Source organism: Pseudomonas sp. S2_H01, from assembly GCF_054668305.1.
The window spans coordinates 1547749-1567028 of record NZ_CP162756.1 but is presented as its reverse complement, the minus strand read 5'-3'; the positions used below and the strand labels follow the sequence as shown (position 1 = coordinate 1567028).

The 19280-nt window shown below is 58.8% G+C and carries 24 protein-coding genes; 19 read left to right on the top strand and 5 right to left on the bottom strand.

Translation table 11 applies throughout. The annotated features are described in order from the left end of the window. Nucleotides 1-180: 180 nt before the first annotated feature. The 4 genes from AB4N84_RS06960 (at nucleotide 181) to AB4N84_RS06945 (ending at nucleotide 2405) form a co-directional block, all read left to right on the top strand. On the top strand, nucleotides 181-513 hold the full coding sequence (locus tag AB4N84_RS06960; protein WP_074752073.1) for a PA4575 family protein: 333 nt from the start codon (nucleotides 181-183) through the stop codon (nucleotides 511-513). 174 nt (nucleotides 514-687) lie between these two features. Beyond that, nucleotides 688-1176, top strand: coding sequence for a TIGR00645 family protein (locus AB4N84_RS06955; protein WP_037015447.1), 489 nt, complete (start codon nucleotides 688-690; stop codon nucleotides 1174-1176). Nucleotides 1177-1395: 219 nt separating this feature from the next. Then, entirely contained in the window at nucleotides 1396-1701 is a 306-nt protein-coding gene (locus AB4N84_RS06950) for a DUF6482 family protein (RefSeq protein ID WP_074752075.1), read from the top strand. An 86-nt stretch (nucleotides 1702-1787) separates the two neighbouring features. After that, nucleotides 1788-2405, top strand: a complete 618-nt coding sequence (locus AB4N84_RS06945; RefSeq protein WP_074752077.1) for an FKBP-type peptidyl-prolyl cis-trans isomerase — start codon at nucleotides 1788-1790, stop codon at nucleotides 2403-2405. Between the two features lie 88 nt (nucleotides 2406-2493). Here AB4N84_RS06945 and AB4N84_RS06940 read toward each other — a convergent pair whose 3' ends face one another. Continuing rightward, nucleotides 2494-2736: a PA4570 family protein gene (locus AB4N84_RS06940; RefSeq protein WP_074752079.1), complete on the bottom strand. Its 243-nt coding sequence runs from the start codon at nucleotides 2734-2736 to the stop codon at nucleotides 2494-2496. A 170-nt stretch (nucleotides 2737-2906) separates the two neighbouring features. Further along, nucleotides 2907-3875, bottom strand: coding sequence for a polyprenyl synthetase family protein (locus tag AB4N84_RS06935; RefSeq protein WP_460045729.1), 969 nt, complete (start codon nucleotides 3873-3875; stop codon nucleotides 2907-2909). Between the two features lie 241 nt (nucleotides 3876-4116). Between AB4N84_RS06935 and rplU the strand changes: the two genes are divergently transcribed. From rplU to AB4N84_RS06910, 5 genes are all read left to right on the top strand, one after another. Next, the gene (rplU, locus tag AB4N84_RS06930; protein WP_007950961.1) at nucleotides 4117-4431 is read left to right on the top strand and encodes a 50S ribosomal protein L21; all 315 of its coding nucleotides are present in this window, start codon (nucleotides 4117-4119) and stop codon (nucleotides 4429-4431) included. Between the two features lie 35 nt (nucleotides 4432-4466). After that, nucleotides 4467-4739: a 50S ribosomal protein L27 gene (gene rpmA, locus AB4N84_RS06925; protein WP_062378791.1), complete on the top strand. Its 273-nt coding sequence runs from the start codon at nucleotides 4467-4469 to the stop codon at nucleotides 4737-4739. A 252-nt stretch (nucleotides 4740-4991) separates the two neighbouring features. Then, a complete protein-coding gene (gene cgtA, locus AB4N84_RS06920) occupies nucleotides 4992-6218 on the top strand; it encodes an Obg family GTPase CgtA (RefSeq protein WP_460045728.1) in 1227 nt (408 codons plus the stop codon). An 84-nt stretch (nucleotides 6219-6302) separates the two neighbouring features. Further along, complete coding sequence (gene proB, locus AB4N84_RS06915) at nucleotides 6303-7421, top strand: glutamate 5-kinase (RefSeq protein WP_074752084.1); 1119 nt, start codon at nucleotides 6303-6305, stop codon at nucleotides 7419-7421. A gap of 37 nt (nucleotides 7422-7458) precedes the next feature. Further along, complete coding sequence (locus AB4N84_RS06910) at nucleotides 7459-7935, top strand: CreA family protein (protein WP_074752085.1); 477 nt, start codon at nucleotides 7459-7461, stop codon at nucleotides 7933-7935. Between the two features lie 181 nt (nucleotides 7936-8116). Here AB4N84_RS06910 and rpsT read toward each other — a convergent pair whose 3' ends face one another. Next, nucleotides 8117-8395 carry a 30S ribosomal protein S20 gene (rpsT, locus tag AB4N84_RS06905; protein ID WP_007924739.1) on the bottom strand — a complete coding sequence of 93 codons (279 nt, stop codon included), beginning with the start codon at nucleotides 8393-8395 and terminating at the stop codon, nucleotides 8117-8119. Nucleotides 8396-8645: 250 nt separating this feature from the next. On the opposite strand from rpsT, the gene murJ reads away from it, so the two are divergent. The 6 genes from murJ to ispH all read left to right on the top strand — a co-directional run bounded on the left by murJ (nucleotide 8646) and on the right by ispH (nucleotide 16087). Further along, entirely contained in the window at nucleotides 8646-10190 is a 1545-nt protein-coding gene (gene murJ, locus AB4N84_RS06900) for a murein biosynthesis integral membrane protein MurJ (protein ID WP_074752086.1), read from the top strand. Nucleotides 10191-10308: 118 nt separating this feature from the next. Continuing rightward, the gene (gene ribF, locus AB4N84_RS06895; RefSeq protein WP_460045727.1) at nucleotides 10309-11244 is read left to right on the top strand and encodes a bifunctional riboflavin kinase/FAD synthetase; all 936 of its coding nucleotides are present in this window, start codon (nucleotides 10309-10311) and stop codon (nucleotides 11242-11244) included. A 13-nt stretch (nucleotides 11245-11257) separates the two neighbouring features. Beyond that, nucleotides 11258-14089 carry an isoleucine--tRNA ligase gene (ileS, locus tag AB4N84_RS06890; protein WP_460045726.1) on the top strand — a complete coding sequence of 944 codons (2832 nt, stop codon included), beginning with the start codon at nucleotides 11258-11260 and terminating at the stop codon, nucleotides 14087-14089. Beyond that, nucleotides 14082-14597 carry a signal peptidase II gene (gene lspA, locus AB4N84_RS06885; RefSeq protein ID WP_074752089.1) on the top strand — a complete coding sequence of 172 codons (516 nt, stop codon included), beginning with the start codon at nucleotides 14082-14084 and terminating at the stop codon, nucleotides 14595-14597. Before ileS ends, lspA begins: the two co-directional genes overlap by 8 nt. Continuing rightward, complete coding sequence (locus tag AB4N84_RS06880; RefSeq protein ID WP_460045725.1) at nucleotides 14590-15057, top strand: FKBP-type peptidyl-prolyl cis-trans isomerase; 468 nt, start codon at nucleotides 14590-14592, stop codon at nucleotides 15055-15057. The genes lspA and AB4N84_RS06880 overlap by 8 nt, the downstream gene beginning before the upstream one ends. An 82-nt stretch (nucleotides 15058-15139) precedes the next feature. Beyond that, nucleotides 15140-16087, top strand: a complete 948-nt coding sequence (gene ispH / locus AB4N84_RS06875) for a 4-hydroxy-3-methylbut-2-enyl diphosphate reductase (protein WP_074752090.1) — start codon at nucleotides 15140-15142, stop codon at nucleotides 16085-16087. 6 nt (nucleotides 16088-16093) lie between these two features. Here the strand turns inward: ispH and AB4N84_RS06870 are convergent, their stop codons facing one another. Next, on the bottom strand, nucleotides 16094-16597 hold the full coding sequence (locus AB4N84_RS06870) for a GspH/FimT family pseudopilin (protein ID WP_460045724.1): 504 nt from the start codon (nucleotides 16595-16597) through the stop codon (nucleotides 16094-16096). A 198-nt stretch (nucleotides 16598-16795) separates the two neighbouring features. Here AB4N84_RS06870 and pilV point away from each other — a divergent pair, with 198 nt between their 5' ends. The 4 genes from pilV to AB4N84_RS06850 are packed head-to-tail and all read left to right on the top strand — an operon-like array spanning nucleotide 16796 to nucleotide 18846. Continuing rightward, a complete protein-coding gene (gene pilV, locus AB4N84_RS06865; RefSeq protein ID WP_460045723.1) occupies nucleotides 16796-17215 on the top strand; it encodes a type IV pilus modification protein PilV in 420 nt (139 codons plus the stop codon). Continuing rightward, on the top strand, nucleotides 17212-17913 hold the full coding sequence (locus AB4N84_RS06860) for a PilW family protein (RefSeq protein ID WP_074752093.1): 702 nt from the start codon (nucleotides 17212-17214) through the stop codon (nucleotides 17911-17913). Before pilV ends, AB4N84_RS06860 begins: the two co-directional genes overlap by 4 nt. Nucleotides 17914-17923: 10 nt before the next feature. Continuing rightward, on the top strand, nucleotides 17924-18412 hold the full coding sequence (locus AB4N84_RS06855; protein WP_460045722.1) for a pilus assembly PilX family protein: 489 nt from the start codon (nucleotides 17924-17926) through the stop codon (nucleotides 18410-18412). Next, the gene (locus tag AB4N84_RS06850; protein ID WP_460045721.1) at nucleotides 18409-18846 is read left to right on the top strand and encodes a type IV pilin protein; all 438 of its coding nucleotides are present in this window, start codon (nucleotides 18409-18411) and stop codon (nucleotides 18844-18846) included. Before AB4N84_RS06855 ends, AB4N84_RS06850 begins: the two co-directional genes overlap by 4 nt. 5 nt (nucleotides 18847-18851) lie before the next feature. Here AB4N84_RS06850 and AB4N84_RS06845 read toward each other — a convergent pair whose 3' ends face one another. After that, nucleotides 18852-19280, bottom strand: coding sequence for a type IV pilin protein (locus AB4N84_RS06845; protein ID WP_460045720.1), 429 nt, complete (start codon nucleotides 19278-19280; stop codon nucleotides 18852-18854).

Here is a 19280-nt window from a genome sequence, read left to right as displayed (position 1 = left end):
TTGACGTCAACTAAACGGGGCGTCTGATGGCCAAATGACCATTCGGCGCCCTTTTTGTTTTCGCTCTTTTCCTACAGGGTATTTGTTCGATATTGTCGCGTTGCAGCAGTTGTCAAATGGACTGACGCATTTCCGAAGCGGTTCCAGGGAATGAATACTGCACTCAATGAGGAGCTCGCCATGCCGCGCAGCCTCTGTCTTACTCGCCAATGTTTGGGTCTGGTGACCCGTATCGAATGTGTGATTCGCCCGCTGTCCGGCGATAACGGTATGTGGACCTTGCTGTTCGCTGCCGGGATGTCCGGGGAACAACCTTCTGCGCTCAAGGCTCAAGGGCCTTTTCATGGTCCGGTCGCCGCTGAGTCGGTGCTGGATGCGATTGCCGAGAGTCTGGCGCTGCATGGCTATCAGACCGCAGAAGAAATACCGATCTGGAGCCTTCATTTGCAAGGTGAGCTACGACGGATCAATGGCGATTCATCCCACAGCCAGCGCACTTCCCCTGTTAACTGACAGGCACTAACGTCTCGACGAAAGCCGCGTCTGTTTTTCCTGGCGTCCAGGGTCGTAGCGCGGGTTCGTCGAGGTTTTTCCCTCCGGGTTAATTGTTTCAAGTCTTGTCGTAAAGGGTTGTGCCAGAACGGCTTCGCCCTATACTCGCGAGCTTTCAATTATCTGTGAGCTTCAATGGAACGTTTTATCGAAAATGCCATGTACGCGTCGCGCTGGTTACTGGCGCCGATCTACTTTGGCTTGTCTCTGGGATTGCTGGCGCTGGCGCTCAAGTTTTTCCAGGAAATCTTCCACGTCATTCCCAACGTCTTTTCGCTGGCCGAGTCGGACCTGATTCTGGTCTTGCTGTCGCTGATCGACATGGCGCTGGTTGGCGGTCTGCTGGTGATGGTCATGATCTCCGGCTACGAAAACTTCGTCTCTCAACTGGACATCGACGAAGACAAGGAAAAGCTCAACTGGCTCGGCAAAATGGACTCCTCATCGTTGAAGATGAAAGTCGCCGCGTCCATTGTCGCGATTTCCTCGATTCACCTCCTGCGGGTGTTCATGGACGCCAAGAACATCGAACCGCAGTACCTGATGTGGTACGTGATCATCCACATGACCTTTGTCGTGTCGGCGTTTGCGATGGGCTACCTGGACAAGCTGACGAAGCATTAAGCAATACCCTGTGGGAGCGAATTCATTCGCGATGAGCGAGTACTGACGATAACGAGGTATCGGATGTAATGGCGTCTCGCGCATGAGTCCGCTCCCACACTGGTTTTTGTGGCATGAACAAAAAATGACCAGCGGCACGCCCTGCACCTTGTACTCCGGCCAGAGTGGGCGAGACTTGTGATTCGCTCACTGAAGTCCGAGATCAACGAGGGTCCTCTCATGAATCTGCAGGAACTGACTGCTCACGCCAGTGCTGGTCGCATTGACGAACTCAACCTCATCTCCATGGAAGGCGGCATCTACTTGCTGGAGGCGCGCATGCATGGCGCTGCTCATCCGTTGAACGATGCGCGGGGCAAGACCTTGCACCTGCGTTCGGTCGAGCACGCACGGGATGTGCTGCACGCGATAACGCCGATGCCGTTCAACCTGGTGCATGCGGTGGTTCACGATGAGATGTGCGGCCTGCATGACACAGAAGAGCAAACGGTGCGCGTACCGCTTTCTATCCGTTCGGCCTGGTAGTTTGTTACTGGATATATCCTGTTGTGCTAGGCTGCTCGGCCATTTAGATCAGGGCGCCCGCGGGCGCTCTTCAGCGGAGCAGCGTTATGTCCGAAGTCAATCTGTCCACCGACGAAACCCGCGTCAGCTACGGCATCGGCCGTCAGTTGGGTGACCAACTGCGTGACAACCCGCCGCCGGGCGTCAATCTGGACGCCATTCTGGCCGGTCTGACCGACGCTTTCGGTGGCCAGTCAAGCCGCGTCAGCCAGGAAGAAATGGCCGCGAGCTTCAAAGTCATTCGCGAAATCATGCAGGCTGAAGCCGCTGCCAAAGCAGAAGCCGCCGCTGGCGCTGGTAAGCATTACCTGGCCGAGAACGCCAAGCGCGAAGGCGTGACCACGCTGGACTCGGGTTTGCAGTTCGAAGTCATCACCGCCGGTGAAGGCGCTCAGCCTACCCGCGAAAGCAACGTGCGCACGCATTACCACGGCATGCTGATCGACGGCACCGTGTTCGACAGTTCCTACGATCGTGGTGAGCCTGCCGAGTTTCCGGTCGGTGGTGTGATTGCAGGCTGGACCGAAGCACTGCAACTGATGAAGGCCGGCAGCAAATGGCGTCTGCACGTTCCTAGCGAGCTGGCTTACGGCGCACAAGGCGTGGGCAGCATCCCGCCGCACAGCGTTCTGGTGTTCGACGTAGAACTGCTCGACGTTCTGTAAGGCTGTAGCAGCAGCGTAAAGCTGCAAGCAGATCGTGGCCGGGTGGACATACGTGTTCACCCGGCCACGTCGTATTCAGGCAGTGGCATCAGTGCAGTTCACAGGCCGGGCGCAAGGCTCGGGCGTAGCAGAACAGAAACAGGTTTCTCACCATCTCCTTTTGAACACCGGGTTCGCACGAGCTCAGGCTGTTGACGTCCAGATCTCCCTGATCCCGCAATTCGTCCAGAGCGTCTTCTTCCAGCACTGCACAGACCTGGCCTGTCTCGCGATGCAGGATACGAAGGTAAGGGTGGGGCCGATCCAGCCAGGCGTCGATCAGATAAGTCATGTTCATTCTCCTTGAAAGTTTCCAATGAGAATAATTCTTATCTGAGGAATAGCAAGGTTCTATTTGAGATTAATTCGCATTATGTACTGCCGGCGTAGGCTGCAGCTCTACGCCCGCAGGCAACAAAAAGCCCGTCATGTGGACGGGCTTTTGGTGTAGCGAGCGGCGGATCAGTGCGTGCGTGCGACCGCGAACTCGCTCAGCTCGATCAGGGCGTCGCGGTATTCGCTGGCGGGCAGGGCGTCCAGGCAGGCGATGGCGCGTGCCACGTAGTCGCGAGCCAGTTGGGCGGTGTAGTCCAGCGATCCCGACTTCTCGACCGCATCGCGGATGCTTGCCAAATCTTCCAGGCCGCCTTTCTGAATGGCCTGACGCACCAGCGCTGCTTGTTCCGGCGTGCCTTCGCGCATCGTGTAGATCAGCGGAAGGGTAGGTTTGCCTTCTGCAAGGTCGTCACCGATGTTCTTGCCCATGGTTTCTGCGTCGCCACGGTAATCGAGCAGATCGTCGACCAGCTGGAATGCGATGCCGAGGTGGTCGCCGAAGGTGCGCAGTGCTTCGCTCTGTTCCGGGCCCGCCTTGGCCAGGGCTGCGGCGCTGTGGGTCGAGGCTTCGAACAGCATGGCTGTCTTGCCGCGAATCACTTCCATGTAGGTTTCTTCGGTGGTGCTGGCGTCACGAATCTTCGACAACTGCAGGACTTCGCCTTCGGCGATGACGCGGGTGGCCTTGGACAGGATCTGCATGACCGGCATCGAACCGAGCTCGACCATCATTTCGAACGAGCGCGAATAAAGGAAGTCGCCGACCAGCACGCTCGGGGCGTTGCCCCACATGGCGTTCGCGGTCGAGCGGCCACGGCGCATGCCGGACATGTCGACCACGTCGTCGTGCAGCAGGGTGGCGGTGTGCAGGAATTCAATGGTGGCGGCCAGCAGACGCAGGTCATCACCGCCGCTGCCCAGTGCCTTGCCGCACAGGAGCACCAGCAATGGACGCAGGCGTTTGCCGCCGGCGGAGGTAATGTAGTCGCCGATTTTCGAGACCAGCGGCACGCGCGATGTCAGCTGCTTCTTGATAATGTGGTCGACGGCTGTAAAGTCGTCCGCCACAGCGCGGTAGAAGGCTTGGGGTTGCATCAGCGAGACGTGCTCCAGAAGGGTTGCGCGGCATGCTAGGTTGCAGGCCCCACCCTGTCAAGGCGTGACGCAAGGCCGCTTGCAAGGCGTTCGCGGCTTGCGTACAATCGCGCACCCTAACTTTCCTGGGCAGCACCTGCCTTACGCAATTGCACATGGGCCTTTCCAGCCCCGTGCAGCCATGCCAGCCAATACCTCTTCCTATAAAGAGCTGGGTGAGCAGGATTTTCGGAGAAATACCATGTCTTATGCAGTAATCGTTACTGGCGGCAAGCAATACAAAGTCGCCCCAGGTGAATACCTGAAGATCGAAAAGCTGGAAGTCGCTACTGGCGAATCCGTTACTTTTGATCGCGTTCTGTTGGTCGCCAATGGCGACGACGTGAACATCGGCGCTCCAGTTGTTGCCGGCGCTACCGTTGTGGCTGAAGTGATCTCCCAAGGTCGTCACGATAAAGTCCGCATCATCAAGTTCCGTCGCCGTAAGCACCACATGAAGCGTATGGGCCACCGCCAGTGGTACACCGAGATCAAAATCACCGGTATTCAGGCTTAATTTCAGCCTAATTCCTCACTAGGAGAATTGAACTCATGGCACACAAAAAAGCTGGTGGTAGTACTCGTAACGGTCGCGACTCAGAAGCCAAACGCCTTGGCGTGAAGATGTATGGCGGCCAAGTCATCGTTCCGGGCAACATCATCGTGCGTCAGCGCGGCACCCAATTCCACGCTGGCTACGGCGTTGGCATGGGCAAAGATCACACTCTGTTCGCTAAAGTCGAAGGCGTGATCAAGTTCCAGGTGAAAGGCGCCTTCGGTCGTCGTTATGTAAGCATCGTGCCGAAAGCAGAAGTCGCGGCGTGATCTTGCGTTCAGGCGGTGTGAGGGCGTAGCGAAAGCAACGGCCTGCACATTGCCTGAGCTGAAAAGCCCTGTCGTTGACAGGGCTTTTTCGTTTGTAAAAGGTCTGGTTTCGGTGAGTCTCTTGCAAAGCTGTTTGTGTGGGCCGTTGTGGTGTGTAGTCGCTGGTTTTTGATCGGTATCGCAACGCTCATCTTTGCAAGAGCCTTATGAATTTATGTTGTTTGCTCGTCTTTGTGACGGGAGGCGTGCGTTATGAAATTTGTTGATGAAGTATCCATTCGGGTGAAGGCCGGTGACGGCGGCAACGGTTGCATGAGCTTCCGTCGCGAAAAATTCATTGAAAACGGTGGTCCCAACGGGGGTGATGGTGGTGACGGCGGCTCGATCTTCATGGTCGCTGACGAGAACCTCAACACGCTCGTCGATTATCGCTATACCCGTCACTTCGACGCCGAGCGCGGTTCCAACGGTGGCAGCACCGATTGCACCGGTCGCAAGGGTGAAGAGCTGGTGTTGCGCGTGCCGGTCGGTACCACGGTGATCGACGCCAGCACTCAGGAAATTATCGGCGACCTGACCAAAGCGGGTCAGCGCCTGCTGGTGGCTCATGGCGGTTGGCACGGTCTGGGAAACACCCGTTTCAAATCCAGTACTAACCGCGCGCCGCGCCAAACCACGCCGGGCAAGCCGGGTGAGCAGCGTGATTTGAAGCTGGAGCTGAAAGTGCTGGCTGACGTCGGTCTGCTGGGTTTGCCAAATGCTGGCAAGAGCACCTTCATTCGTTCGGTTTCCGCCGCCAAGCCGAAAGTTGCCGATTACCCGTTCACCACGCTGGTACCAAACCTGGGTGTGGTCAGTGTTGATCGCTGGAAAAGCTTCGTCATCGCCGACATTCCGGGCTTGATCGAAGGTGCGTCGGACGGTGCAGGTCTTGGTATCCGTTTCCTCAAGCACCTGGCGCGCACGCGTCTGTTGCTGCACCTCGTCGACATGGCGCCGCTGGATGAAAGCAGTGCGCCGGATGCGGCTGAAGTCATCGTCAATGAGCTGATGAAGTTCAGCCCGGCGCTGGCGGATCGTGATCGCTGGCTGGTGCTGAACAAGTGCGACCAGATCCTCGAAGAAGAGCATGAAGAGCGCAAGCAGGAGATCATTGATCGCCTGGGCTGGACCGGCCCTGTCTACGTGATCTCGGCCATTGCCAAAGAAGGCACTGAGCAGCTGAGCCGCGACATCATGCGCTATCTGGAAGACCGTGCCGATCGTCTGGCAAGTGACCCGGCGTACGCCGAAGAGCTGGCCGAACTGGATCAGCGCATCGAAGACGAAGCGCGTGCCCAGTTGCAGGCGCTGGACGATCAGCGTGCCCTGCGTCGCAGTGGTGTGAAGAGCGTGCATGACATCGGCGACGACGATGACTGGGATGAAGATGATGTGGACGATGAAGATGGTCCGGAAATCATTTACGTCCGTGAGTGATCGACTGAAGTAAACTACAACGCCGCTAAATTAGCGGCGTTTTAGTATCTTGAATGTGTACCTCTGGCTTAAGGTTGAAAGATCATGCGGAGCAAGGTGACAGGTGCCCAGCGTTGGGTTGTGAAGATCGGAAGTGCGCTGCTGACGGCGGATGGCAAGGGTCTTGATCGCAACGCAATGGGTGTTTGGGTCGAGCAGATGGTGGCGCTGCATGAGGCAGGCGTCGAACTGGTTCTGGTTTCGTCCGGCGCAGTGGCTGCCGGCATGAGTCGCCTGGGCTGGGCTGTACGACCGAGTGCCATGCATGAGCTTCAAGCGGCGGCGGCGATTGGCCAGATGGGGTTGGTGCAGGCCTGGGAATCCAGCTTTGCAGAGCATGATCGCCACACAGCGCAGATTCTGCTGACCCACGATGACCTGTCGGATCGCAAGCGCTACCTGAACGCTCGCAGTACGTTGCGTACCCTTGTTGACCTGGGTGTGGTGCCGGTCATCAACGAGAACGACACGGTCGTCACCGATGAAATCCGTTTCGGCGATAACGACACCTTGGCAGCGCTGGTCGCGAACCTCGTGGAGGCTGATCTGCTGGTCATCCTCACTGATCGCGACGGCATGTTCGACGCTGACCCGCGCAATAATCCGCAAGCCCAATTGATCTACGAAGCGCGTGCTGACGATCCGGCACTGGATGCTGTGGCGGGCGGCACCGGCGGCGCGTTGGGTCGTGGCGGCATGCAGACCAAGTTGCGTGCGGCACGCCTGGCAGCGCGCTCCGGCGCGCACACCGTCATTGTCGGTGGGCGGATCGAGCGTGTCCTGGCGCGTCTGAAAGCGGGCGAGCGGCTGGGGACGTTGCTGTCGCCTGAGCGCGGCATGCTGGCGGCTCGCAAGCAATGGCTGGCGGGGCATCTGCAGACGCGCGGCACACTCGTGCTGGATGATGGTGCAGTGAAGGCGCTGACCGAGAGCAACAAGAGCTTGTTGCCGGTGGGTGTGAAGCTGGTTCAGGGTAGCTTCCGTCGTGGTGAGATGGTGGTGTGTGTTGCTGCGAACGGTCGCGAAGTTGCCCGGGGCCTCAGTAACTACAGTGCACTTGAGGCGCAGAAGATCATTGGTCAGCCATCTGAAGCCATCGTGAAGGCGTTGGGTTACATGGCTGAGCCGGAATTGGTTCATCGTGACAACCTGATCCTGGTCTGATTTCAGGCGAGTCGGTTTTTTGATAAGGGAAGCACACATGCGCGTTCTGAAAGGCATTCTGGGTGCGGCGTTGATGCTGCCCCTGCTGGTTTCTGCTGAAGAGATTGGTCAGGTGTCGACGGTGTTCAAGTTCGTCGGCCCTAATGATCGGATTGTCGTCGAGGCGTTCGATGATCCTAAGGTTGATGGCGTTACCTGCTACCTGTCACGAGCCAAGACCGGTGGCGTGAAGGGTGGGTTGGGTCTGGCTGAGGATCGTGCCGAGGCGTCCATTGCGTGTCGTCAGGTGGGGCCAATCCGCTTCAAGGAGCAGCTCAAAGATGGTGATGAGGTCTTCAAGGAGCGAACCTCGCTGGTGTTCAAGACCATGCAGGTGGTTCGCTTCCTGGACAAGAAGCGCAACACGCTGGTGTATCTGGTCTACAGCGATCGCGTCATCGAGGGCAGCCCGCAGAACGCGGTAACGGCTATCCCGATTTTGCCGTGGGCGCCAGCACCTTCTCCTGGCCCTTGATGGGGTGTTCGCGTGGCGGGGTGTGACTGGGCGTTGTCACTCTGAAGTCCTTGAGGGCTTCTGTGTGAGGGTCGCACCGCTGCATTTGCTGCAACATGCCATGACCTGATGGATCGCAACAGCAAGAATCGCAGGCAATAAAAAACCGACCCTAGGGTCGGTTTTTTAACAAGCGGGTCGCTTAGGCTGCAGCAGCAAGGTTCAGAGCCTTGATGTGGCCATTCAGGCGGCCTTTATGGCGAGCAGCTTTGTTCTTGTGGATGATGCCTTTATCGGCCATACGGTCGATAACTGGCACAGCCAGAACATAAGCAGCTTGCGCTTTTTCAGCGTCTTTTGCGTCGATGGCTTTCACTACATTCTTGATGTAGGTACGAACCATGGAACGCAGGCTGGCGTTGTGGCTGCGACGCTTCTCAGCCTGTTTTGCACGTTTTTTGGCGGAAGGTGAGTTGGCCACCGTCGAGCTCCTCGAAAGACTTGGGAAATAGCTAACAAAATAGGCCGCGAATCATGCCGATGTGTTTGACGCTTGTCAAGGGCAGTTGATGCGTTCCGCTGAGTGGTCGCCGTGTGATGCCGTGGTTATTTCATTCCGGCGTGCGACCTGTAAACTCGCGGGTTTTGGCTCTGAGCTGTTTTGCGGCGCGGAGTATCGCATAAATGGATCGCGCTTTGGCGCTTCCTTTGGTCGGGCGCACAAACTTTAGATGAACCTACTCAAATCGCTTGCCGCCGTCAGCTCTATCACAATGCTTTCGCGGGTCCTGGGTTTTATCCGCGACACCATCATCGCCCGTGCATTCGGTGCCGGAATGGCAACAGACGCCTTCTTCATTGCATTCAAACTGCCCAACCTGTTGCGACGAATCTTCGCGGAAGGCGCGTTTTCTCAAGCGTTCGTGCCAATCCTTGCCGAGTATAAAAGCCAGCAAGGGGAGGAGGCGACCCGCACCTTTGTCGCTTATGTCACCGGTCTGCTGACCCTGGCATTGGCAGTGGTCACTGTCCTCGGCATCCTTTTCGCGCCATGGGTGATCTGGGCCACGGCCCCAGGCTTCGCCGATACGCCGGAAAAATTCCAGCTGACCTCTGACCTGCTGCGGGTGACCTTTCCTTATATATTGCTGATTTCGCTGTCCTCGCTGGCTGGCGCCATTCTCAATACCTGGAACCGTTTCTCTGTGCCGGCCTTCGTGCCGACGCTGCTCAACCTCGCGATGATCTTTTTCGCGCTGTTCCTCACGCCTTACTTCCATCCGCCGGTCATGGCGCTGGGCTGGGCCGTGCTGGCAGGCGGGCTGCTTCAATTGCTCTATCAGCTGCCGCATCTGAAGAAGATCGGCATGCTGGTGCTGCCTCGTCTGAATCTGCGGGACACCGGCGTCTGGCGTGTCATGAAGCAGATGCTCCCCGCCATGCTGGGTGTGTCGGTCAGCCAGATTTCCCTGATCATCAACACTATATTTGCTTCTTTTCTGGCGGCGGGCTCGGTGTCGTGGATGTACTACGCCGACCGTTTGATGGAGCTGCCTTCGGGTGTGCTCGGTGTCGCGCTGGGGACGATCCTGCTGCCGATCCTGTCGAAAACCTACGCGAGCAAGGATCGCCACGAGTATTCGCGCATTCTCGACTGGGGTCTGCGTCTCTGCTTTGTGCTGGTCCTGCCCTGCACATTGGCGCTCGGGCTTCTGGCGGAACCGCTGACGGTATCTCTGTTTCAGTACGGTAAATTTGATGCGACCGATGCCGCGAAGACACAAGGCGCTTTGGTCGGCTATGCGGTGGGTTTGTTGGGCATCATTGTCATCAAGGTGCTGGCGCCTGGCTTTTATGCGCAACAGAATATCCGCACCCCGGTGAAAATCGCCGTGTTCACGCTCGTTGTCACTCAGCTGTTCAACGTGCTGTTCGTTTACGTTGTGCACCTGGCGCATGTGGGCCTGGCGCTGGCGATCAGCATGGGCGCTTGTCTGAATGCACTGCTCCTGTTCTGGCAACTGCGCAAACAAGACCTTTATCAGCCGCAACCCGGCTGGCCGGTGTTTTTGATCAAGTTGCTGGTGTCTGTGGCGGTCATGTCGGGCGTGCTGCTGGGCTTGATGTACGTCATGCCCGCCTGGTCCGACGGGCAGATGCTCGAACGCTTCATCAGGCTTGGCGGTCTGGTAGCCGCCGGGGTCGTGGCGTATTTCGGCATGTTGCTGTTGCTGGGTTTCCGCCTGAAGGATTTCGCTCGCAAGGCGATCATGTAGGATCAGTCGTCGGTTTTTGCCGGTTAACGCCGATTGTTGCGCTTTGCCTCACTGTGTCGCCTGTCGTTGACGGCGGTGTGTGGTTATAATCGGCCACTTTATGAGCAAGAAGCGCGTTATGCAGCTGGTTCGAGGCCTTCAAAATCTGCGCCCCCAGCATCGGGGCTGCGTCGCCACCATTGGCAATTTCGACGGTGTTCACCGTGGTCACCAGGCTATCCTGGCGCGACTGCGTGAGCGCGCTGTCGAGCTGGGCCTGCCCAGTTGCGTGGTGATTTTCGAACCGCAACCGCGCGAGTTCTTTGCCCCGGAGACCGCACCGGCCCGGCTGGCACGTCTTCGCGACAAGCTTGATCTGCTGGCCGCCGAAGGGGTTGACCTGGTGCTCTGCCTGGCGTTTAACCAGCGTCTGAGCAAGTTGAGCGCCACCGAGTTCGTCGACACCGTATTGATCGACGGGCTGGGTGTTAAACACCTTGAGGTCGGTGACGACTTCCGATTCGGATGTGACCGGATTGGCGACTTCGACTTTCTTCAAAAGGTCGGTGCAGAAAAAGGGTTCTCGGTAGAAGCCGCACAGACCGTCGAAATCGACGGTGTACGCGTCAGCAGCACCAAAGTGCGCGATGCCTTGGCCAACGGTGACTTTGCGCTGGCCGAGCACTTGTTGGGACGGCCGTTCGCGATTTCCGGGCGTGTTCTGCATGGCCAGAAGCTGGCCCGTCAGCTGGGGACGCCCACCGCCAACGTTCAACTCAAACGTCGTCGCGTGCCGTTGACCGGTGTCTATCTGGTCAGTGCCGAAATCGATGGAAAGCTCTGGCCGGGCGTCGCCAACATTGGCGTACGACCGACCGTGGCGGGCGATGGGCGTCCGCACCTTGAAATTCATATCCTGGATTTTGCCGGCGATATCTATGGCCGGCGTTTGACGGTGGTATTCCACCAAAAGCTGCGTGATGAGCAGCGTTTCGCCTCTCTGGAGGCGCTTAAGACGGCGATCGATGCGGATGTCGCTGCCGCCCGTGCCCATTGGGGCATGGTCAACCGCTAACTTAGAGCCTGAAATGACCGACTACAAAGCCACGCTTAATCTTCCGGACACCGCCTTCCCGATGAAGGCCGGCCTGCCCCAGCGCGAGCCGCAAACTCTGCAGCGCTGGGACAGCATTGGCCTGTACCAGAAGCTGCGCGAAATTGGCAAGGATCGTCCAAAGTTCGTCCTGCACGACGGTCCTCCGTACGCCAACGGCAATATTCACATCGGTCATGCTGTCAACAAGATTCTCAAGGACATGATCGTCCGTTCGAAGACCCTGTCGGGCTTCGACGCACCTTATGTTCCGGGCTGGGACTGCCACGGTCTGCCGATCGAGCACAAGGTCGAGGTCACCCACGGCAAGAACCTGCCGGCGGACAAGACTCGCGAGCTGTGCCGTGCCTATGCGGCCGAGCAGATCGAAGGCCAGAAAGCCGAATTCATTCGTCTGGGCGTGCTGGGCGACTGGGCCAATCCTTACCGGACCATGGACTTCGCCAACGAAGCCGGGGAAATCCGTGCGCTGGCGGAAATGGTCAAGAACGGTTTCGTGTTCAAAGGCCTGAAGCCCGTCAACTGGTGTTTCGATTGCGGCTCTGCGCTGGCTGAAGCGGAAGTCGAGTACCAGGACAAGAAGTCGTCGACCATCGACGTCGCCTTCCCGGCTGCTGACACCGACAAACTGGCCGCAGCCTTTGGTCTGCCGAGCCTGAGCAAACCTGCCGCTGTCGTGATCTGGACCACCACCCCGTGGACCATCCCGGCGAACCAGGCCCTCAACGTTCACCCGGAATTCAACTACGCGCTGGTGGACACTGGCGACCGCTTGCTTGTTCTCGCAGAAGAGCTGGTGGAAGCCTGTCTCAAACGCTGGAACCTGGAAGGCTCGGTACTGGCCACTGCACCGGGTTCTGCGCTGGAACTGATCAACTTCCGCCATCCTTTCTATGATCGTCTGTCGCCGATTTATCTGGCTGACTACGTCGAGCTGGGCGCGGGCACCGGAGTTGTTCACTGCTCGCCAGCCTATGGCGTCGATGACTTCATGATCTTCAAGAGCTACGGCCTGACTAACGATGACATCATCAGTCCGGTACAGAGCAATGGCGTTTACTCGCCATCGCTCGAGTTCTTTGGTGGTCAGTTCATCTTCAAGGCCAACCAGAACATCATCGACAAGCTGACCGAAGTCGGCGCTTTGATGCACACCGAAACCATCACCCACAGTTACATGCACTGCTGGCGTCACAAGACGCCGCTGATCTACCGCGCCACGGCGCAGTGGTTCGTGGGCATGGACAAGCAGCCAACGGCTGGCGACACCCTGCGCAACCGCGCGGTCAAAGCCATCGAAGACACCAAATTCGTACCGACCTGGGGCCAGGCGCGTCTGCACTCGATGATTGCCAACCGTCCTGACTGGTGCATCTCTCGTCAGCGTAACTGGGGCGTGCCGATTCCGTTCTTCCTGAACAAGGAAAGCGGCGAGCTGCACCCACGCACCGTCGAGCTGATGGAAGAGGTTGCACTGCGCGTCGAGAAAGAAGGCATCGAAGCCTGGTTCAAGATGGACGCGGCCGAGCTGCTGGGCGACGAAGCGCCGCAGTACGACAAGATCTCCGACACACTGGACGTCTGGTTCGACTCGGGTACCACGCACTGGCACGTTTTGCGCGGCTCGCACCCTATGGGTCATGAAACCGGTCCGCGCGCCGACCTGTATCTGGAAGGCTCCGACCAGCACCGTGGCTGGTTCCACTCCTCGCTGCTCACTGGCTGCGCGATCGATAATCACGCGCCGTACCGCGAGCTGCTGACACACGGCTTCACCGTGGACGAGAACGGCCGCAAGATGTCCAAGTCGCTGGGCAACGTCATCGCGCCGCAAAAGGTCAACGACACGCTGGGCGCCGACATCATGCGTCTGTGGGTTTCGGCCACCGATTACTCGGGCGAAATGGCCGTTTCGGAAACCATCCTGCAGCGCAGCGCCGATGCGTACCGCCGTATCCGTAACACCGCGCGCTTCCTGCTTTCCAACCTGAGCGGCTTCAACCCGGCCACCGACATCCTGCCTGCAAATGAAATGCTGGCACTGGACCGTTGGGCCGTGGATCGCGCACTGCTGCTGCAGCGCGAGCTGGAAGAGCATTACGGCGAGTACCGCTTCTGGAACGTCTACTCCAAGGTGCATAACTTCTGCGTGCAGGAGCTGGGCGGCTTCTACCTGGACATCATCAAGGACCGTCAGTACACCACCGGCGCCAACAGCGAGGCCCGCCGTTCTTGCCAGACCGCGCTGTTCCACATCTCCGAAGCGCTGGTTCGCTGGATCGCGCCGATCCTGGCGTTCACCGCCGACGAGCTGTGGCAGTACATGCCGGGCGAGCGTAACGAGTCGGTCATGCTCAATACCTGGTACGAAGGGCTGAGCGAGTTGCCGGAAGGCTTCGAACTCGACCGTGCCTACTGGGATCGGATCATGGCGGTCAAGACGGCCGTCAACAAGGAACTGGAAAACCAGCGTGCGGCGAAAGCCATCGGTGGCAACCTGCAGGCCGAAGTGACGTTGTACGCCGAAGACGATCTGACCGGCGACCTGAACAAGCTCGGCGATGAGCTGCGTTTCGTGCTGATCACGTCCAAAGCAGGTCTGGCGCCGTTTGCCAGCGCACCTGCCGATGCCGTGGTCACCGAAGTCGCGGGCCTGAAGCTGAAAGTGGTCAAGTCCGGCTACACCAAGTGCGCACGTTGCTGGCACTTCCGTGAAGACGTTGGCGTGCACGCCGAGCATCCTGAAATCTGCGGTCGTTGTGTCGACAACATCAGCGGCGCGGGCGAGGTTCGTCACTATGCCTAATGCGTCGGCTGGCCGTATGGGCCGTCTAGGCTGGCTGTGGTTGAGCGTGCTGGTCGTGGTCATTGACCAGGCCAGCAAGTTCCACTTCGAGAACTCGCTGAGCCTGTATCAGCAGATCGTGGTCATCCCCAGCTACTTCAGCTGGACGCTGGCTTACAACACCGGCGCAGCGTTCAGCTTCCTGGCTGACAGCTCCGGCTGGCAGCGCTGGTTGTTTGCACTGATTGCTGTGGTGGTCAGTGCGGTGCTGGTGATCTGGCTCAAGCGCCTTGGGCGAAATGAAACCTGGCTGGCGATTGCCTTGGCACTTGTGCTGGGCGGCGCGCTGGGTAATCTCTACGACCGCATCGCGATTGGCCACGTCATCGACTTCATACTGGTGCACTGGGACACTCGCTGGTATTTCCCGGCGTTCAATTTTGCCGACAGTGCGATCACTGTAGGCGCGATCATGCTTGCGCTGGATATGTTCAAGAGCAAGAAAACCGGAGAACCCGTTCATGACTGAACAGTTGATGACCGAACACGCTACACAGGAAACACGCATCGGTCAGAACACGGAAGTCACCCTGCATTTCGCGTTGCATCTGGAAAACGGCGACACCGTCGACAGCACGTTCGATAAAGCCCCGGCGACCTTCAAGGTCGGCGATGGCAGTTTGTTGCCAGGCTTTGAAGCGCTGATTTTCGGCTTCAAGGCAGGCGACAAGCGCACTCTCCAGGTTCCACCGGAAAATGCGTTTGGTCAGCCCAACCCGCAAAACCTGCAGGTCATGCCGCGCTCGCAGTTCAAGAACATGGAGCTGGCTGAAGGCTTGCTGGTGATCTTCAACGATGCGGCCAATACTGAGCTGCCCGGTGTGGTGAAAGCGTTTGACGACGATCAGGTGACCGTCGATTTCAACCACCCGTTGTCCGGCAAGACGTTGACTTTCGAAGTCGAAATCTTCGAGGTGAAGGCGCTCTGATCGGTCAGATCGCCTGCGGCCCCGACCTGGCTCGGGGCCTTTTCGTTTTTATGTTTCATTGCGCGTAGATACGAGGCACATCATGCAAATCAAACTCGCCAACCCACGTGGCTTCTGCGCCGGGGTGGACCGTGCGATCGAAATCGTCAATCGCGCGCTGGAAGTGTTTGGCCCGCCGATCTACGTGCGCCATGAAGTGGTTCATAACAAATTTGTCGTCGAAGACCTGCGCAGTCGCGGTGCGATCTTCGTCGAAGAGCTGGATCAGGTGCCCGACGACGTCATCGTCATCTTCAGTGCTCACGGCGTTTCCCAGGCAGTACGTACCGAAGCCGCCGGTCGCGGTTTGAAGGTCTTCGACGCCACCTGCCCGCTGGTGACCAAAGTTCATATCGAGGTCGCGCGTTACAGCCGCGACGGGCGTGAATGCATCCTGATCGGCCATGAAGGCCACCCTGAAGTCGAAGGCACGATGGGCCAATACGACGGCAGCAACGGCGGTGCCATCTATCTGGTCGAAGACGAGGAAGACGTCGCTAATCTGCAGGTCCAGAACCCTGAAAAATTGGCGTTCGTGACGCAGACAACTTTGTCCATGGACGACACCAGCCGGGTCATCGATGCCTTGCGTTCGCGCTTTCCTGCCATCGGAGGCCCTCGCAAGGACGATATCTGCTATGCCACGCAAAACCGTCAGGACGCTGTCAAACAGCTGGCCGACGAGTGCGATGTGGTGCTGGTGGTAGGCAGCCCGAACAGCTCGAACTCCAATCGTCTGCGTGAGTTGGCTGAACGCATGGCGACGCCAGCCTATCTGATCGACGGCGCCGAAGACATGCAGCGCAGCTGGTTCGACGGTGCTGAACGGATTGGCATCACCGCAGGGGCTTCGGCCCCGGAAGTCCTGGTTCGGGGCGTGATTCAGCAGCTGCAGGCCTGGGGCGCTATCGGCGCCGACGAACTGGCGGGTCGGGAAGAAAACATCACCTTTTCGATGCCCAAGGAACTGCGCGTCAAGCAGGTTGAGTAAACCGTCTCACGCGCACGGTTCCGTGCCGAAGCCTTCGTTTCGAAGGCTGACGCGTCCCGTGACCGCGATGGCGATTTGAGCGTGGCTGGCGGGTGAGTCCTTGAGGCACACCGCCAGCGTCCCGTTGCCGTTATTGATCAGCCGTCCCGTGCTGTCAAACCCGACGCGGGCCGCGACTCGGGTATTGCCCACCACCTTGATGTTTCGATGACCGCTGCGTTCGGCGAGGATCAGTTCATCGTCGTCTCGAAACTGATTTCGGTTGGCATCGACGAAAACATTCCAGCCTCGACTCCATCCGCCCTCAAGGGCCTGCATGATCACCGGCTGACCTCTCAAAATGGCTTCTACGCGCGCCAGCCTCAGGCCGCTGATCAATTGCTGGGCGGTGTCCTGACGGCGCTGTGAATCAATCAAGGCGCCAAACGCCGGCACTGCCAACGCGGCGATGATCCCAATCAATACCAAACCCGCCAGCAACTCGATGAGTGTCAATCCTTGCTGCCTCACGCTGGCTCTCCCTGACCCCCAATGCCCTCTAGCAGACCCGCCAGGAGGTGAGATGACAAGGGGGCCGATTGTCAGCCGATATGTCCGCAAGGTGCGGTTACACACCGGTCAGGCAGGCTTCTGGTTATCGGCTTCAATGGTCCCTGCACACGGACTTGCACAGAGGCAGGTATGCATACGAGATCGAGACAGGCAGGGATGACGCTGATTGAAGTGTTGGTCGCTCTGGTGGTGTTTTCCATCGGCGCGCTGGGCGTAGCGATGTTGCAGCTCAACGCGCTGAAGCACACCGACAGCGCCATGCGCAGTACCCAGGCGAGCTTTATCGCGCAGGATTTACTGGAGCGCATCCGCGCCAATCCCGACGCGAACTATACGTTGTCCTCCCTGAGCCAGGCGCCCGTCTCCGGTAATCCCGATAATCCCAGAGATCAGGACCTGTTCGATTTTGCCGACCAGCTTCGGCGCATGGTCGGGGACGATGCGCAGGCCAGCGTCTCGGTCAACGGTGCTCATGTCACCTTGGCGCTGGACTGGGACGACTCACGCGCTGAGGGGGAAACCGGACACAGGCAAACGCTCACGCTGAGCAGCCTCACGCAAGCCCTTCGGCCATGAGGCGTCAGACGAAGGGCTTCGGGCTCGTGGAAATCATGCTTGCTTTGGCGCTTGGGCTGGTGATGTCCCACGCGCTCATGCAGATTTTTATCAGCAGCAAAAGCACCTACCTGAGTCAGGCATCGTCGGCGGGCCTGCAAGAAGATGCGCGTTTTGTCCTGAGCAAGGTGGTTCAGGAAATACGCCTGGCCGGCATGTTCGGCTGCCTGGCGACAGTTCGTGACGCCAGCGCGGGTGGACAGTTTTCAGCGGCCGCTCGCGCACCTGTGGAGTGGCAGGCGCAGCAACAGTCGCTGACACTGATCACGGCTGGCGTAGGGCAGGGCGGATCTTGGCACAACTGGGAGATTCATACGGACTGCCTGTCATCCGCCACCGCATGGACCCGAGGCCGCGCGCCACGTCTTACCGAGGGCGAACTGATGCTGCCGATCCACAAACAGGTGTATCGCTTCAATCCGAGCCGGGGCGAGTTGGCGCTCAACGGACAGCCACTGATCAGTAACGTCCGGGCCTTCAGCGTGCTCTTCGGCGTCGCGTCGGGGGTCGCAGAGCCCGGCATTACGCGTTACACCGATCAACCCGATCCCGCGTTGATCCGCAGTGTGCGGCTGACATTGACCCTGTTTGACCCGGCAGACCGTACTCAAGAGCAGACCTTCAATGTCGTGGCTGCCGTTCGTAACCGGCTTGGTTGAGGAGACACCCATGAACGCTCAACGCGGCGTGGTGCTGATTGTCAGCCTGGTGTTCCTGCTGATGCTGACCCTGCTCGCCACCTCATCCATGCAAAACGCCACCCTTCAGGAGAAAGTCGCGGGCAGCCTGGCGCTGCGTCATGAATCGTTTCAGAGGGCTGAAACGGTGCTCAGATCCGCAGAGGCCACGGTTCTTGCGCCCGGATTCTCCCTTCCCGAATGCTCGACCCCGGCGACGTGCCTCCCGCCGATGGAGGCGCTGACCCGTTCCGCCGCGGGCTCAGGCGGCGCGTCTGGCGTGCGCTGGGTGGCGAGCCTCGGTGGGTTCTATGGCATTCAGTACCTGGGGCAGACCGAGGATCCGGCCGGCGCAGGAGAGCGAGGCGAGTTTCGCCGGTTGTACCGTGTCACGGCCGTCGGCCTTCAGGGCTCCACGAGAACCGTGCTGGAAAGCATTCACACCGATAACGGGCGAATCATGTGGCGACAACGGTTATGAACAAGCGGTCACTGTCGAAGCGCGGCAAGGGATTTACCCTGATCGAACTGCTGATCGCCATCGCCGTCGTCACGATCCTGGCGGCGATTGCGTACCCGACGTACACCGAACACACGAAGAAAACCCGCCGCTCGGAAATCGCCGGTGTGCTGGTCGAGGAAGCGCAAAGGCTGGAGCGCTTTTTCTCCCGCGCAGGGCAGTACTCAAATACCGCCGGACCTCCCGTTCGGGAACATGAGGTTGCTGTCGGAAACGCGTTTTATGCGATCAGTGCCGAGCGTTCGGAACAGGCATTCGTCCTGACAGCGATGCCTGTCGCCGGAACGCTGATGAGCGGCGACAGATGCGGCGGGTTCGTGTCGGATAACACTGGCAGGCACGACAATGTGGGGATGTCGGGTGATGCCAGTGTGGCGGAGTGTTGGGGGCGGTGAGGTTGTTATCTCCAGCACTCCGGTGTGTTCGGTGTTTTTGTCCCTGCCTGATCGAGGGTCATGGTGCCGCACGTATCGTTGGCCTGAGTGCCCTGGGGGGCAATCTGCAGGGTGTAAGTGGTTGCACTGGACGATCCGGTGACGAAGGTCAGCTGGTACTTGCTGCTGGCCGAGTTCAGTATGGTGACCTTATCGTCGGCGACCAAGCCGATGGTTTTCAGTGTTGCCCCCGAGTAGGTGTTGTTCTGGGCATAGAAGCGCTCGGTTCTGGCCACCGCATCGTTGAGCATCGCAAGACCTTCGGCCCGATACCCTCGTTGCACGTAGCGGGTATAGGAGGGGTAGGCGATGGCAACTAGAATCGCCACGATCGCGACAGCAATCATCAACTCGATGAGGGTAAAGCCACGCTGTTTAGAGGGTCTGATAAGCAT

Coding starts and splice junctions, on each gene's coding strand:
- AB4N84_RS06960 (WP_074752073.1), top strand. CDS start 181: ATGCCGCGCAGCCTCTGTCTTACTCGCCAATGTTTGGGTCTGGTGACC.
- AB4N84_RS06955 (WP_037015447.1), top strand. CDS start 688: ATGGAACGTTTTATCGAAAATGCCATGTACGCGTCGCGCTGGTTACTG.
- AB4N84_RS06950 (WP_074752075.1), top strand. CDS start 1,396: ATGAATCTGCAGGAACTGACTGCTCACGCCAGTGCTGGTCGCATTGAC.
- AB4N84_RS06945 (WP_074752077.1), top strand. CDS start 1,788: ATGTCCGAAGTCAATCTGTCCACCGACGAAACCCGCGTCAGCTACGGC.
- AB4N84_RS06940 (WP_074752079.1), bottom strand. CDS start 2,736: ATGACTTATCTGATCGACGCCTGGCTGGATCGGCCCCACCCTTACCTT.
- AB4N84_RS06935 (WP_460045729.1), bottom strand. CDS start 3,875: ATGCAACCCCAAGCCTTCTACCGCGCTGTGGCGGACGACTTTACAGCC.
- rplU (WP_007950961.1), top strand. CDS start 4,117: ATGTCTTATGCAGTAATCGTTACTGGCGGCAAGCAATACAAAGTCGCC.
- rpmA (WP_062378791.1), top strand. CDS start 4,467: ATGGCACACAAAAAAGCTGGTGGTAGTACTCGTAACGGTCGCGACTCA.
- cgtA (WP_460045728.1), top strand. CDS start 4,992: ATGAAATTTGTTGATGAAGTATCCATTCGGGTGAAGGCCGGTGACGGC.
- proB (WP_074752084.1), top strand. CDS start 6,303: ATGCGGAGCAAGGTGACAGGTGCCCAGCGTTGGGTTGTGAAGATCGGA.
- AB4N84_RS06910 (WP_074752085.1), top strand. CDS start 7,459: ATGCGCGTTCTGAAAGGCATTCTGGGTGCGGCGTTGATGCTGCCCCTG.
- murJ (WP_074752086.1), top strand. CDS start 8,646: ATGAACCTACTCAAATCGCTTGCCGCCGTCAGCTCTATCACAATGCTT.
- ribF (WP_460045727.1), top strand. CDS start 10,309: ATGCAGCTGGTTCGAGGCCTTCAAAATCTGCGCCCCCAGCATCGGGGC.
- ileS (WP_460045726.1), top strand. CDS start 11,258: ATGACCGACTACAAAGCCACGCTTAATCTTCCGGACACCGCCTTCCCG.
- lspA (WP_074752089.1), top strand. CDS start 14,082: ATGCCTAATGCGTCGGCTGGCCGTATGGGCCGTCTAGGCTGGCTGTGG.
- AB4N84_RS06880 (WP_460045725.1), top strand. CDS start 14,590: ATGACTGAACAGTTGATGACCGAACACGCTACACAGGAAACACGCATC.
- ispH (WP_074752090.1), top strand. CDS start 15,140: ATGCAAATCAAACTCGCCAACCCACGTGGCTTCTGCGCCGGGGTGGAC.
- pilV (WP_460045723.1), top strand. CDS start 16,796: ATGACGCTGATTGAAGTGTTGGTCGCTCTGGTGGTGTTTTCCATCGGC.
- AB4N84_RS06860 (WP_074752093.1), top strand. CDS start 17,212: ATGAGGCGTCAGACGAAGGGCTTCGGGCTCGTGGAAATCATGCTTGCT.
- AB4N84_RS06855 (WP_460045722.1), top strand. CDS start 17,924: ATGAACGCTCAACGCGGCGTGGTGCTGATTGTCAGCCTGGTGTTCCTG.
- AB4N84_RS06850 (WP_460045721.1), top strand. CDS start 18,409: ATGAACAAGCGGTCACTGTCGAAGCGCGGCAAGGGATTTACCCTGATC.
- AB4N84_RS06845 (WP_460045720.1), bottom strand. CDS start 19,280: ATGCTTATCAGACCCTCTAAACAGCGTGGCTTTACCCTCATCGAGTTG.